Consider the following 13,054-nt stretch of genomic DNA (forward strand, 5'->3'; position numbering starts at 1 on the left):
GTCGTCGCCCTCGCAATGTGTCGCACCGATCAGCTGCGTTTTCCAGTATGATGGGCTGCAGCTGATGCACATCGTGCGGGCATGAGCTGATGTGGGATTCGGCAGGCGTCGGACCTGCTGCAGACCATTTGCGGGTGATCGGCGTTGACGCGCGACCTTTGCAAGGCGAGGAGAAAGACGACGTGGGCAACAGGATATCGTTCGTGGCGATGCTCGCAGGGCTGCCGGTCGCAGTTGCGGCCGGCGCGCAGGCCGAGCCGGTGCTGCAAGGCAAGGACGCCTATGGCGATTGGCGGGCCGACAAGCCCGGCACGGTCAGGCTGATCCGGCCGCAGGATCTGGTCAGGCCCGGCGCCACGCGGTCGGTTGCGAGCTCGTCACGCGTGGTGCCGCGCCCGCCGGAGGCCGCGCTCCAGGTGCCGGCCGGATTCAAGATCGAGCTGTTCGCCGAGGGCCTGCGCGCGCCGCGCATCGTGAGGGTTGCGCCGAATGGCGATATCTTCGTCGCGGAAACGCGGGCGGGCACCCTCCGCGTGCTTCGTGCTGGAGAGGGCGGCAAGGTCGCGACCAATGAGGTCTATGCGAGCGGTTTGCGGCAGCCATTCGGCATCGCCTTCTTTCCGAACGGCGACGATCCGCAATGGATCTACATCGCCAACACCGACAGCGTCGTCCGCTTCCCCTATCAGGCCGGTGATCTCAAGGCGCGTGGCAAGGTGGAGACGATCGTGGCGAGCCTGCCGCATGACGGCGGCCATTCCACCCGCGATATCGCCTTCACGCCCGACAACAAGCGCATGCTGGTGTCGGTGGGGTCGCTCAGCAACGTCGCCGAAGGCATGGGCACGCCGCCGGGCGGGATGGAGGCGTGGGCGAAAGCGCAACCGCTTGGCGCAACATGGGCCAGCGAGCTCGAGCGCGCCGCGGTGCTGGCCTTCAATCCCGACGGCAAGGAGCGGAAGATCTACGCCACCGGCCTCCGCAACTGCGTCGGCCTCGCAATCCAGCCGCAGACCGGCCTGCCCTGGTGCTCGACCAACGAGCGCGACGGCCTCGGCGACGACCTCGTGCCCGACTACGTCACCAGCGTGAAGGAGGGCGCGTTCTACGGCTGGCCGTGGTTCTACATCGGCGGCAACGAGGACCCGCGCCACGCCGGCGCGCGGCCCGATCTCAAGGACAAGGTGACAGTGCCCGACGTGCTGATCCAGCCGCACTCGGCCTCGCTCGGCATGACCTTCTACCAGGGCCTGCAGTTTCCGTCCGAATACCAGGGCGACGCCTTCGCCGCCGAGCACGGCTCGTGGAACCGGTCGAAGCGCACCGGCTACAAGGTCATCCGCATCAAGATGAAGGACGGCAGGCCGACCGGGGAGTACGAGGATTTCGTCACGGGGTTCGTGGTGAGCGACTCGGAGGTGTGGGGGCGTCCGGTCGGCATCGCCGTGGCCAAGGATGGATCGCTGCTGGTGTCGGAAGATGGCAACGGCACGATCTGGCGGGTGACGAGCGTGCGCTGACTTCACCCTCCCCTGGAGGGCCCTCCAGGGGAGGGTAAGAGCACCGCGCTCGCTTTACCCCCTCCTCACACTCGCTCCACCATCCACCGGCAGCGTCACACCCGTAATGAAGTTCGCCTCATCGCTCGCCAAAAACAGCGCGGCGTTGGCGACGTCCCATCCGGTGCCCATCTTCTTGCGCAGCGGCACCTTGCTGTCGCGTTCGGCTTCGACTTCGGCGCGGGTCTTGTGCCACTCGCGGGCGCGGGTGTCGACCGCCATCGGCGTGTTCATCAGGCCGGGCAGGATGACGTTGGCACGGATGCCGTATTCGGCGTTCTGATAGGCGAGCTGTTCGGTGAAGGCGATCATCGCCGACTTCGTCGCCTTGTAGGCGACGTAAGGGTAGGTCGTGATCGCCGCCATAGACGAGATGTTGATGATGGCACCGCTGCGTTGCACGCGCATGATCGGGATCACCTCTTTCGCCGCCAGGATGCAGCTCTTCAAATTGATGGCAACGACGCGGTCGAACGCCTCCTCGGTCAATTGCAGCAGCTCGGCATCGCCGCCCGACAGACTGACGCCGACATTGTTGTGCAGCACGTCGATCCGGCCCCAGCGCGACTGCGTGTCGGCAACCATCGCCTTGATGTCCGCAGCTTTGGTCACGTCGGCCTTGAAGGCCGCGGCGGTGCCATGTTTTGCGGTGATCATCGCCACCGTTTCCTGCGCCGATTCCAGATGATGGTCGACGCACAACACCTTCGCGCCCTCGCGCGCGAAGGTCAGCGCGGTGGCGCGGCCGTTGCCCATGCCTTCGCCGGGGCTTTGCCCGGCCCCGACGACGATCGCGACCTTGTCCTTCAAGCGCATCTCGGCTCACTCCCACGCTGGTTCATTATTTTCGTGCAGATTAGCAATCGCCCCGACCGGAGAGAAGGGCGTGGCTTCTGCGTTCATGTCATTGACATCACATGGAATTGCATGTTGCGCCCGGTCCGTCGCGCATGGCTGAACCTTGCAATCCAGGAACCGTTCCGAGGTCGCAGCGTTTGCTGCGGGAGCCTTTCCCGCGCTAGGCTCAGTCCCGGGGCTTCCCAACCGCCAGTGGCTTGCCGATGAATCTGCTCGATCCGCAAGGGCCCGTGGCTGCGGCCAACAGCACCATTTTGGTCGATTCCGTCTTCATCATGCTCGTGATCGTGGTGCCGACCATTTTCGCGATTCTGGCTTTTGCCTTCTGGTTTCGCGCCTCGAATCCCAAAGCGCGTTACCAGCCTGAGTTCGTCTATTCCGGCCGCGTTGAAATGGTGGTGTGGGCAATCCCTGCACTCACGGTCATTCTGCTCGGTGGCGTCGCCTGGATCGGCTCGCACCAGCTCGATCCGGCCGCGCCGGTGCCGGGCACCGGCAGCCCGGTGCGGATCCAGGCCGTGTCGCTCGACTGGAAATGGCTCTTCATCTATCCGGACCAGCGCATCGCCACCGTCAACACGCTGACGGTGCCCGCCGGCGCCGAACTGAACTTCCAGCTGACATCGTCGAGCGTGATGAACACGTTCTTCATCCCGCAGCTCGGCAGCATGATCTACACCATGAACGGCATGGTGACGAAGCTGAACCTGCGCGCCGACAATGAAGGCAAGCTTCAGGGCCTGTCCGCGCATTTCTCCGGCGACGGTTTCCCCGACATGATGTTCGACGTCAACGTGATCTCGCCGCTCGCCTTTCCGGAGTGGGTGGCGGCCACTGCGAAGACCGATGCCGTGCTCAATGCGGACAGCTACAAGAAGCTGATGCAGCAGGGCGTCGAGAAGGGCCGGCCTGTCTACCGCCTGGATGATCCCCGGCTGTTCGACCTGATCGCGACCCAGCACATTCCGCCGGGGCCCGGGCCGGAGCTCGCATCCGAAGCAGGCCGGCCGCACAGTGGAGGCCATGATGCTCGGTAAGCTCGATTGGTCGGCCATTCCGTTTGATCAGCCGATTCCGCTCGTTGCCGGCGCGATGGTGCTGGTCGCGATCCTCGGCGTGCTGGCCTGGGTCGTGGTGAAGGGACATCTGCCCTATCTCTGGAGCGAATGGATCACCAGCGTCGATCACAAGCGCATCGGCGTCATGTACATCCTGCTCGCCTCGGTGATGCTGCTGCGCGGCGGCAGCGACGCCATCATGATGCGGATCCAGCAGGCGGTGGCCTACCAGTCGCAGGGCTATTTGCCGCCGGAGCACTACAACCAGATCTTCTCGGCGCACGGCACCATCATGATCTTCTTCGTGGCGATGCCGTTCGTGATCGGGCTGATGAACCTGATCGTGCCGCTCCAGCTCGGCGTGCGCGACGTCGCGTTTCCGACGCTCAATTCCGTCGGCTTCTGGCTGACCGCGACAGGCGCGCTGCTGGTCAATATCTCGCTCGTGGTCGGCGAGTTCGCGCGCACCGGCTGGCTCGCCTTTCCGCCGCTGTCGGAATTGTCCTACTCGCCCGGCGTCGGCGTCGACTACTACGCCTGGTCGCTGCAGATATCCGGCGTCGGCACGCTGGTGGCCGGCATCAATCTCGTCACCACCGTGCTGAAGCTGCGCACGAAGGGCATGAACTATCTGCGCATGCCGATGTTCTGCTGGACCACGCTGGCCTCGAACCTCCTCATCGTCGCCGCGTTCCCGATCCTCACCGCGACGCTCGCGATGCTGCTGCTCGACCGCTATCTCGGCTTCCACTTCTTCACCAACGAGGCCGGTGGCAACGTCATGATGTTCATGAACCTGATCTGGGCCTGGGGACATCCGGAGGTCTACATCCTGGTGCTGCCCGCCTTCGGCATCTTCTCGGAGGTGGTCTCGACCTTCTCCGGCAAGGCGTTGTTCGGCTATCGCTCCATGGTGCTGGCGACCATGGCGATTTGCGTCATCTCCTTCATGGTCTGGCTGCATCATTTCTTCACGATGGGGGCTGGGCCCGACGTCAATGCCATCTTCGGCATCGCCAGCATGATCATTGCGATACCAACCGGCGTGAAGATCTACAATTGGCTGTTCACGATGTATGGCGGCCGCATCCGTTTTGCGACGCCGATGCTGTGGTCGGTCGGCTTCATGGTCACCTTCATCATCGGTGGATTGACGGGCGTCCTCGTCGCGGTGCCGCCGGCCGATTTCATGCTCCACAACAGCATGTTCCTGGTTGCGCATTTCCACAACGTCATCATCGGCGGCGTGCTGTTTGGCGCCTTCGCCGGCTTCGAATACTGGTTTCCGAAGGCGTTCGGTTTCCGCCTCGACGAGCGCTGGGGCAAGGCCGCGTTCTGGTTCACCTTCACAGGCTTCTACGTCACCTTCATGCCGCTCTACATCGCCGGCATGCTCGGCATGACCCGCCGCATGCAGCACTACGACGTCGCGGCGTGGCGGCCCTGGATGATCGTTGCGGCAGTCGGCATGGCCGTGCTGACGATCGGCGTGATCTGCCAGATCGTGCAGCTCGTGGTCAGCATCCGCAATCGCGAGGCGCTGCGCGATCGCACCGGCGATCCCTGGGACGGGCGCTCGCTGGAATGGGCGACCTCGTCGCCGCCGCCGGTGTTCAATTTCGCGTTCAATCCAGATGTGCGTGGCGAGGATGCCTACTGGGAGATGAAGGCGCATGCCCGGCAGCAATCGTTCGAGCATGAAGAGCCCGAATATCAGGACATCGAGATGCCGCGCAATTCTCCTACCGGATTCGTCTGCGCGTTCTTCGCCACTATCATGGGCTTCGCGCTGATCTGGCACATCTGGTGGATGGTGATCCTGGGGGGTATCGGCGCGTTCGCGACCTTCGTCGTGTTCGCCTGGCGCGACCATGACGAATACGTCATCCCGGCCGAGGAGGTCGCCCGCATCGACCGCATCAATATCGAGGAACGGCGCAGCCTCGTCAGCATGGCGGGAGCGGTCTGATGGCGATAACCGCGACCGTCGGCCACGCCCGTGCCGATCCCCATCACATCGGCGTCGTCATCGAGCATCCCGGCCCCGCGCCGAAGCGGATCGTGACCGCCTACGGCTTCTGGATCTTCCTGCTCTCCGACATCGTGATGTTCTCCTGCTTCTTCGCGGCCTATGCCGTGCTGGTCGGCCAGACCGCCGGCGGCCCGAAAGGGGCGGAGATCTTCGAGCAGAGGAACGTCGCGATCGAGACGGTCTGCCTGCTGCTATCGAGCTTCACCTGCGGCATGGCCAGCATCGCCGCCGACGTGCGCAACCGGTTCTGGTTCTATCTCGGCATGACCGTGACCTGCGTGCTCGGCCTCATATTCCTGGCAATCGAGTTCCGCGAATTCGCCGACCTCGTCGCGCGTGGCTACGGCCCGTCGCGCAGTGCGTTCCTGACCGCGTTCTTCTCGCTGGTCGGTTGCCACGGCCTGCACGTCTCCGCCGGCGTGCTCTGGCTGCTCACCATGATGGCCCAGGTCTTTGCAAAAGGCTTTCGCGCCGACGTGCTGCGGCGGATGATGTGCTTTGCGCTGTTCTGGCACGCACTCGACATCATCTGGGTCGGGGTGTTCTCCGTCGTCTACCTGCTTGGGGGTGCCCCATGAGCGATCAGACGCATATTCCGGCCGGGCACGACCTCGCACCGGGCGAGGAAGAGCAGCATAGCGTCGGTGAGCGGATCCTGGGTTATGTCGTCGGTCTTGTTCTGGCGCTGTTGCTCACGGCGACGTCGTTCTTCATCGCCGGCACCGATCTGGTCTGGCAGCCTTCGATTCCCGTCGCGCTGATCGTGCTTGCGATCGCACAGATGGGCGTGCACCTCGTATTCTTCCTGCACATCACCACGGGCCCCGACAACACCAACAACGTGCTTGCGCTCGCCTTCGGGCTCCTGATCGTCTTCCTGGTGGTCGGAGGCACGGTCTGGATCATGGCGCATCTGAACGCCAACATGCCGCCGATGGACCAGATCATGATGCGTCAGTAGCGGGGGAGGATGCAGGGCCCGCCCAAAAAGAAGAGCCGCTTGTGGTGACAAGCGGCCCAAGTCCAGGGAGGAAACGCCCGAGCAAAGACAATCCGATGAGGATCGTCTGCCAAGGAAACGCTCGCGCAAAGCGCGTGCGCACTTTGATAAAGTGCAGCAACTCCCGATGAAGTTCAATTCCGGATCAATACGGTCTCGGACTACCACTCACGCGTGCGTGAAGGAAATGTTCACTTCGGCCGGCGGCAATTGTAGGCCTTGCGAAAGCCGGCGGCCTGGGCGTCGTCCTCGGAGCAGAACCAGCGGTCCGGCTTGGTGGTCGCCGGATAGCTCGGGCAGCCCCGCAGATGATAGATGCCGATATTGCCGGTGACGCGGGCGCGCACCGCGAGCTTGCCCTTGATGCTGCAGCTCGGAGGCATCGTCAGCTCGTCCGGGAACAGCACGGCACGGATCTCCTTGTCGCGATCGGGCCGGCAGGCGGCGCCCAGCAGCGCGCCGTCCTTCTTGCCGCTGCGGAAATCTTGCGGCGCAACAAAGCAGCCCTTCCAGATGCCAGCCGCCGCCGTCTTGGCCTCGGTGGCTGCCGGCTTGACGTTGGCCTTGATCGGCTCGCGCGCGAGGGCAAAGCCGAGCTTGATCAGCTGCTCGTTCAAGCTGGCCTTGTCGCCTTCGGCCGTGCAGATGGCGCGGTGCCGCTTGCCAAAACTCTTCTCGGGCCCGACATCGTCGCAGCGCACCGTCCGCTTGTTGATCAGCTTCGTCAGCTGGTCGCGGGCCTCGATGCCGCAGGTCCAGGAATCGGCGTGATCGTCGATGCAGACCTGGTCCAGCTCGGGCGCGTCGACGCCGTCGAGCCGGTAGGTGACGTCGCCGAGCTGGATGGAGTTGCCGTCACGGACCGTCGCGGCGCCGGTCAGCGCGGCGACCGGCCCGGACGAGGCCAGAAATCCGGGCAAGGCGAGAAACGAAACGAGCGCAAAAGCGCGGGCGGCGGCAAAGAAATTTCGGAAGGACATACGGTCTCGCTATCGATGGCTCGTGCGCCCTGTTCCTAGCATCCGGCCGAGGCGATACCAATGGTCTGCGCCCTGCGAAGTGCGACATTCCGGCCTCGCGGCTTTACTCCGCCGTTGCTCTGATCCTATCGTTCGCCGGCCTCGCGGACCGCGAGAGGCCGAATCGCCCGGAAAGCGGCGAGGGGGAGGACAAGGTTGCGATGAAAGACCCCGTGGACGTCCTGATCATCGGCGCCGGCGCTTCGGGCGCGGCGGTGGCGTGGTCGCTGGCCGAGACCAAGATGCATATCCTCTGCCTGGAGCAGGGCGGCTGGATGAACCCGGCGGAATATCCCAGCACGGGCCGCGACTGGGAGGCCAAGTTCTACGGCGAGTGGTCGTCGAGCCCCAACGTTCGCGGCCGGCCCGAGGACTACCCGATCAACGACGACAATTCGCCGATCAAGGTCGTCAACTACAACGCGGTCGGCGGCTCGACCGTGATGTACACCGCGCACTGGCCGCGGCTGCATCCCTCCGATTTCAAGGTGAAGACGCTCGACGGCGTCGCCGACGACTGGCCGATCGATTACGACGCGTTGACCCCGTTCTTCGAAGAGAACGACCGGATCATGGGCACGTCGGGCCTGTCAGGCGATCCGCTCTCCCCGCTGACGCATCCGCCGATGCCGCAGCAGCCGATGGGATTGTCCGGCGCCATCATCGGCAAGGCCATGAACAAGCTCGGCTGGCACTGGTGGCCGTCGGACACGACGGTCGCGACGATGGATTATGAGGGCCGGGCGCGCTGCATCAATCTCGGCCATTGCACGCCCGCCTGCGCGCAGGGTGCAAAATCCTCGACCGACATCACCTATTGGCCGCACGCGATCCGCGCCGGCGTCGAGTTGCGCACCCATTGCCGGGTGCGCGAGATCACCACCGACGAGAACGGCATGGCCTCGGGCGTGGTTTATTACGACAAGGACGGTGTCGAGCAGTTTCAGCCCGCCCATGTCGTCATCATCGCCTGCAACGGCGTCGGCACGCCGCGGCTGCTGCTGAACTCGGCGTCCTCGCGTTTCCCGAACGGCCTTGCCAATTCGTCCGGCCTCGTCGGCAAGAACCTGATGTTCCATCCCTATGCGCAGATCTACGGCTATGTGCAGGAGCCGACCGACAGCAACCGCGCGCCGCCGACCTGCCTGTGGAGCAAGCAGTGGTATGACACGGACCTGTCGCGCGGTTTCGTGCGCGGCTATGGCGTGCAGTTCGTGCGCGGCGCCGGGCCGGTGTTCGAGGCCGTCGTCAGCGAGCAGAAGGGCATTCTGCCCTGGGGCGCCGATCATCACCGCGTCTTCCGCAAGCTCAACGGCCACCGCTTGGGTTTCTCCGCGATCTGCGAGGACCTGCCGGAGGAGCACAATCGCGTGACGCTCGATCCCGTCCTGAAGGACAGCCACGGCATTCCCGCGCCGAAGATCGACTACACCATCAGCGAGAACAGCCGGAAGATGATGGAGCATGGGCTGGCGCGCGGCCGCGAGTTCCTTGAAACGGCGGGCGCGACCGACATCTGCGTCAACTCGCCGATCCCGTGGGGCGGCTGGCACCTGCTCGGCACCGCGCGGATGGGCACCGACCCCGAGCGCTCCGTTGTCAACGAATGGGGCCGCTCGCACGACGTGAAGAACCTCTTCATCGTCGACGGCAGCATCTTCGTCACCTCGGGCGGGGTGAACCCGACCTCCACCATCCAGGCCCTCGCGCTCTACATCGCCGACCAGATGAAGCAGCGCCTCGCCAATTTGTTTGATTGAGAATGATGATGTTCAGACCCAGCCACGCGCTCGCTGCACCTCTCCCGCGTGCGGGAGAGATCGGCACGCAGTGCCCGGTGAGGGCTCCCTCCGCTGGGGGAGTCTCTCTGCGGGTCTGCTCCCTCCCCCGCTTTCTTCATCGCCGCACGAGCTTTAGAAGAGCACGCCATGTCTGATCAACTCACCCTCACGCCGCGGCAGCGCGATGACCTCCGCACCATCGCCGCGATGATCGTTCCACCGAGCGAGGAATATCGCGTCCCGGGCGCCCATGACGACATCATCCAGGCCGACATCCTCGCAACGCTCGGCCGCGACACCAAACAGGTCGTGGCGGCGCTGGATCATCTGGCCCGGCTGGCCGGCATGCCCTTGGCTGATCTCGAGCCCGCCGCGCGCGACGGCGTTGCCCAGCAGTTCCGCATCTCCGGCGGCGTCGCCGCCGCAACCCTCGTTCGGGTGGTTCTGCAATGCTACTACCGCGACGACCGCGTGCTGCGCTCGCTTGGGTTGGAGCTTCGCGCGCCATTCCCAGGAGGTCACGTCCTGCCGGACGGAGACTGGTCGCTGCTCGATCCGGTCAAGGCGAGGGGAGGCGCGCTGCGACGCGCGCCCTAGCCATCTTGGCAGGTATAGCCTTGCGCTCCCAGCGGGCCACTTGCGCTGGCGGGAACAGGCCACCATCTGTGTGAGCCTCAAGGACACTTGCCATGTTGGACTTCACCTCAGATATCGCCGATGACGCACCGTCATCGCGAACGACGGCGGCCGCCCCGGTCGATGACCGGGCCGTGCTGGACGCCTATTCCAATGCCGTGATCGACGTCACCGACCGCGTCGGCCCTGCGGTGGTGCGGGTCGAGACCGGTCCCAAGGTGCCGAACGGCCGCGAGCGCGGCGGGCTCGGCTCCGGCATCGTGATCTCGCCGGACGGGCTCGTCCTCACCAACAGCCACGTGGTCGGCTCCTCCAAGGAGATCCGGCTGCGTGACGTCGAGGGTCATGTCGGCGAGGCCCAGGTGCTCGGCGTCGACCCCGATACGGACCTCGCACTGCTGCGCGCCAACGGCGTGCGCCACTTGCCCTTTGCCGCGCTCGGCAACTCCAAAACTCTAAGGCGTGGCCAGCTCGTGATCGCGATCGGCAATCCGCTCGGCTTCGAATCGACCGTGACCGCCGGTGTGGTCTCGGCGCTGGGGCGCTCGATCCGCTCGGTGAGCGGGCGCACCATCGAGGACGTGATCCAGACCGATGCCGCGCTCAACCCCGGCAATTCCGGCGGGCCGCTGGTGTCGTCGAATGCCGAGGTGATCGGCATCAACACCGCCATCATCAACGGCGCGCAAGGAATCTGTTTTGCGGTTGCCAGCAACACCGCGCAATTCGTGCTGTCGGAGATCATCCGCCATGGTTATGTCCGTCGCGCCTATATCGGCGTGGCCGGACAGACCGCACCGGTCCCGCGGCGGCATGCGGTGCTGGCCGGTGTCGAGAACAAGATGGGTGCGCTCTTGATGCAGATCGAGCCTGATGGACCTGCGGCCAAGGCAGGCCTGCTACCCGGAGACGTCGTGATCAGGCTCGACGGCGTCGAGATCAACGGCGTCGACGATCTGATCCGCGTGCTCGACCGCGACCGGATCGGCCGGCGGCTCGCCATGGACGTGCTGCGGCTCGGCCGCCTCCGCGCGATCGACATCGACCCGATCGAGCGCAAGCCGCAACGCTAGCGCTCGACCGTCGGGGCGGGGTATGACGGTGTCATGCCTCGCTTCCGGAACCCCGCCGTATGATGCCGGCGCATGCGACCTACGACGTCATCGTGATCGGCGCCGGTGCCGGCGGCATGACGGCGGCGGTTGTGGCCGCTGCCGAAGGCCTGCGCGTGCTGGTGATCGAGAAGACTGCCTTGGTCGGCGGTACCACCGCGTGGTCTGACGGCATGGTCTGGATCCCCGCCAATGCCAGGATGAAAGAGGCGGGGCTGTCGGACAGCATCACGGATGCCGTGCAATATCTGTCGAGCACGGTGCCGGAGCCGGTCAATGCCGGCCTGCGCGCCGCCTTCCTTGCGCGTGGGCCGGAAGCGATCGCGTATCTCGAAGCCAACACCGAACTGCGGCTCCAGCCGGTGAAAGCTTGTCCGGACCATTATCCGGAACGGCTGGGCGCAACGCCCGGCGGCCGCGTGCTGGAGCCGGTTGCGTTCGAAGGCATGCGGCTGGGCAAGGCGTTTGCGCGCTTGCGGGCGCCGCTGCCGGAATTCACGCTGTTCGGCGGGATGATGGTCAATCGGCTCGACATTCCGCATCTGCGGCGTGTCGGAAAATCACTGCGTTCGACCCTGCGCGCGGCGCGACTGGTTTCCGCATACGTGTTGCAGCGGCTCCGCTCGCCGCGCGGCACGACGCTGTATCTCGGCAATGCGCTCGCCGCGCGGCTTTACGCCTCGCTGCTGGCGCGGCAGGTCGAGATTCTCTTCAGCGCCGATGTCGAGGATTTGTCGATGCAGGGCGATGGCGTCGCCGGCGTGGTGATCCGCCATGGCGCCCGCGACCGCCTGATCGCAGCGCGCCGCGGCGTCGTGCTCGCGACTGGAGGATTCTCGCACGATGCGAGCTTGCGTAAACGCCTCTTCCCGGCCGGCGCAGATTTTATCTCAGCGACCAACACATCAAGTATCGGCGATGGGCTTCGGCTTGCGGCCATGGCCGGTGCAGCGCTCAACACGGATGCGACGAACGCAGCCTATTGGGTGCCGGCCTCGCTGTTCCGCCGTGCCGATGGCAGCCGCGGCGTGTTCCCGCACATGGTGACCGACCGCGCCAAGCCCGGCGTGATCGCGGTGAATGCGGCAGGCCGGCGTTTCGTCAACGAGGCGCTATCCTACCACGAGTTCGTGCTCGCGATGTTGCGCGATGGCAATGGTGAGCCGGATCGGCCGTTCTATCTGATCTGCGACCGCGATTTCCTGTGGAGCTATGGCCTCGGCCGCATCAAGCCGTTCACGCGCAGTGTCCGGCGCTATGTCGCAAGCGGCGAGTTGATCGAGGCCCCTGACGTTGCGCAGCTGGCGGCGAAGATCGGCATCAAGCCGTCTTCCCTCTCGGCCACGATTGCAGCCTATAATGCCGATGCGAAGGAAGGCCGCGATCCCGAATTCGGCCGCGGCAGCAGCATCTATCAGCGTCATCTCGGCGATGCCGCCCACAAGCCGAACCCCTGCGTCGCACCGATCGTCCGCGCGCCGTTCTTCGCGATGCGGATCTATCCCGCCGACCTCGGCACCGCGATCGGCATGAAGGTCGACGCGCAGGCCCGCGTGCTGCGCAAGGACGGAACGCCGATCGCTGGCCTCTACGCCTGCGGCAACGACATGGGCTCGATCATGAACGGCAATTGTCCGGGGCCGGGCATTGCGTTAGGACCGGCGCTGACGTTCGGGTATGTCGCGGGGCGGCATCTGGCGGAGGGAGGGGCGGCGGCGCTGCGACCAAGCGTCGCCACAGCACCAGTCTAGCCATCCCCACGGCTGTCATGCCCCGCGACCCGGCTACGCCAAGGCTTCGCCGGGGTGAAGGTCCAGGAGCGCCGAAGCTTTAGCGAAGGCGGCAGGCGGGGGGCATCCAGTACGCCGCGGCCTATCGACTCAACCACAACTGTCTCGGAGTACTGGATCGCCCGGTCAAGCCGGGCGATGACATTGTGTGTGTGGCGAACGCGTCCCACAATCTCGTCATTGCGAGCGCAGCGAAGCAATCCAGGACT

General features: G+C 65.1%; 11 protein-coding genes. 9 read left to right on the forward strand and 2 right to left on the reverse strand.

Annotated elements, in window-relative coordinates:
* The first annotated feature begins 209 nt into the window (after window positions 1-209).
* Window positions 210-1,520: a PQQ-dependent sugar dehydrogenase gene (locus JQ566_RS00860; RefSeq protein ID WP_249139230.1), complete on the forward strand. Its 1,311-nt coding sequence runs from the start codon at window positions 210-212 to the stop codon at window positions 1,518-1,520.
* Window positions 1,521-1,574: 54 nt separating this feature from the next.
* On the opposite strand, the gene JQ566_RS00865 is transcribed toward JQ566_RS00860, so the two are convergent.
* Entirely contained in the window at window positions 1,575-2,375 is an 801-nt protein-coding gene (locus tag JQ566_RS00865) for an SDR family NAD(P)-dependent oxidoreductase (RefSeq protein WP_212368180.1), read from the reverse strand.
* A gap of 245 nt (window positions 2,376-2,620) precedes the next feature.
* Here JQ566_RS00865 and JQ566_RS00870 point away from each other — a divergent pair, with 245 nt between their 5' ends.
* From JQ566_RS00870 to cyoD, 4 genes are read left to right on the forward strand one after another with little or no spacing between them, the layout of a single operon-like run.
* Window positions 2,621-3,454, forward strand: coding sequence for a cytochrome ubiquinol oxidase subunit II family protein (locus JQ566_RS00870; protein ID WP_212368183.1), 834 nt, complete (start codon window positions 2,621-2,623; stop codon window positions 3,452-3,454).
* Window positions 3,444-5,444 (forward strand): cytochrome o ubiquinol oxidase subunit I, encoded by a 2,001-nt coding sequence (cyoB, locus tag JQ566_RS00875; RefSeq protein ID WP_212371423.1) that lies wholly within the window; start codon window positions 3,444-3,446, stop codon window positions 5,442-5,444. The genes JQ566_RS00870 and cyoB overlap by 11 nt, the downstream gene beginning before the upstream one ends.
* Window positions 5,444-6,085: a cytochrome (ubi)quinol oxidase subunit III gene (locus tag JQ566_RS00880; protein WP_212368197.1), complete on the forward strand. Its 642-nt coding sequence runs from the start codon at window positions 5,444-5,446 to the stop codon at window positions 6,083-6,085. The genes cyoB and JQ566_RS00880 overlap by 1 nt, the downstream gene beginning before the upstream one ends.
* Window positions 6,082-6,468, forward strand: a complete 387-nt coding sequence (cyoD, locus tag JQ566_RS00885; RefSeq protein ID WP_212368200.1) for a cytochrome o ubiquinol oxidase subunit IV — start codon at window positions 6,082-6,084, stop codon at window positions 6,466-6,468. Before JQ566_RS00880 ends, cyoD begins: the two co-directional genes overlap by 4 nt.
* Before the next feature lie 230 nt (window positions 6,469-6,698).
* Here cyoD and JQ566_RS00890 read toward each other — a convergent pair whose 3' ends face one another.
* Window positions 6,699-7,487 carry a thermonuclease family protein gene (locus tag JQ566_RS00890; protein ID WP_212368203.1) on the reverse strand — a complete coding sequence of 263 codons (789 nt, stop codon included), beginning with the start codon at window positions 7,485-7,487 and terminating at the stop codon, window positions 6,699-6,701.
* Window positions 7,488-7,687: 200 nt separating this feature from the next.
* Here JQ566_RS00890 and JQ566_RS00895 point away from each other — a divergent pair, with 200 nt between their 5' ends.
* The 4 genes from JQ566_RS00895 (at window position 7,688) to JQ566_RS00910 (ending at window position 12,806) form a co-directional block, all read left to right on the forward strand.
* Window positions 7,688-9,286 (forward strand): GMC family oxidoreductase, encoded by a 1,599-nt coding sequence (locus tag JQ566_RS00895; RefSeq protein WP_212368206.1) that lies wholly within the window; start codon window positions 7,688-7,690, stop codon window positions 9,284-9,286.
* A 168-nt stretch (window positions 9,287-9,454) separates the two neighbouring features.
* Window positions 9,455-9,904 carry a hypothetical protein gene (locus tag JQ566_RS00900; RefSeq protein ID WP_212368209.1) on the forward strand — a complete coding sequence of 150 codons (450 nt, stop codon included), beginning with the start codon at window positions 9,455-9,457 and terminating at the stop codon, window positions 9,902-9,904.
* Window positions 9,905-9,996: 92 nt separating this feature from the next.
* Entirely contained in the window at window positions 9,997-11,016 is a 1,020-nt protein-coding gene (locus JQ566_RS00905; protein ID WP_212368212.1) for a S1C family serine protease, read from the forward strand.
* A gap of 59 nt (window positions 11,017-11,075) precedes the next feature.
* Window positions 11,076-12,806, forward strand: a complete 1,731-nt coding sequence (locus JQ566_RS00910; RefSeq protein ID WP_212368215.1) for an FAD-dependent oxidoreductase — start codon at window positions 11,076-11,078, stop codon at window positions 12,804-12,806.
* The last annotated feature ends 248 nt before the right edge of the window (window positions 12,807-13,054 follow it).

Source organism: Bradyrhizobium sp. SZCCT0231 (assembly GCF_018130245.1).
Taxonomy (GTDB): domain Bacteria; phylum Pseudomonadota; class Alphaproteobacteria; order Rhizobiales; family Xanthobacteraceae; genus Bradyrhizobium; species Bradyrhizobium japonicum_F.

What these genes read in the sequence shown, in the direction of transcription:
- JQ566_RS00860 (WP_249139230.1), top strand. Translation starts at nt 210, where the DNA reads ATGCTCGCAGGGCTGCCGGTCGCAGTTGCGGCCGGCGCGCAGGCCGAG.
- JQ566_RS00865 (WP_212368180.1), bottom strand. Translation starts at nt 2,375, where the DNA reads ATGCGCTTGAAGGACAAGGTCGCGATCGTCGTCGGGGCCGGGCAAAGC.
- JQ566_RS00870 (WP_212368183.1), top strand. Translation starts at nt 2,621, where the DNA reads ATGAATCTGCTCGATCCGCAAGGGCCCGTGGCTGCGGCCAACAGCACC.
- cyoB (WP_212371423.1), top strand. Translation starts at nt 3,444, where the DNA reads ATGCTCGGTAAGCTCGATTGGTCGGCCATTCCGTTTGATCAGCCGATT.
- JQ566_RS00880 (WP_212368197.1), top strand. Translation starts at nt 5,444, where the DNA reads ATGGCGATAACCGCGACCGTCGGCCACGCCCGTGCCGATCCCCATCAC.
- cyoD (WP_212368200.1), top strand. Translation starts at nt 6,082, where the DNA reads ATGAGCGATCAGACGCATATTCCGGCCGGGCACGACCTCGCACCGGGC.
- JQ566_RS00890 (WP_212368203.1), bottom strand. Translation starts at nt 7,487, where the DNA reads ATGTCCTTCCGAAATTTCTTTGCCGCCGCCCGCGCTTTTGCGCTCGTT.
- JQ566_RS00895 (WP_212368206.1), top strand. Translation starts at nt 7,688, where the DNA reads ATGAAAGACCCCGTGGACGTCCTGATCATCGGCGCCGGCGCTTCGGGC.
- JQ566_RS00900 (WP_212368209.1), top strand. Translation starts at nt 9,455, where the DNA reads ATGTCTGATCAACTCACCCTCACGCCGCGGCAGCGCGATGACCTCCGC.
- JQ566_RS00905 (WP_212368212.1), top strand. Translation starts at nt 9,997, where the DNA reads ATGTTGGACTTCACCTCAGATATCGCCGATGACGCACCGTCATCGCGA.
- JQ566_RS00910 (WP_212368215.1), top strand. Translation starts at nt 11,076, where the DNA reads ATGATGCCGGCGCATGCGACCTACGACGTCATCGTGATCGGCGCCGGT.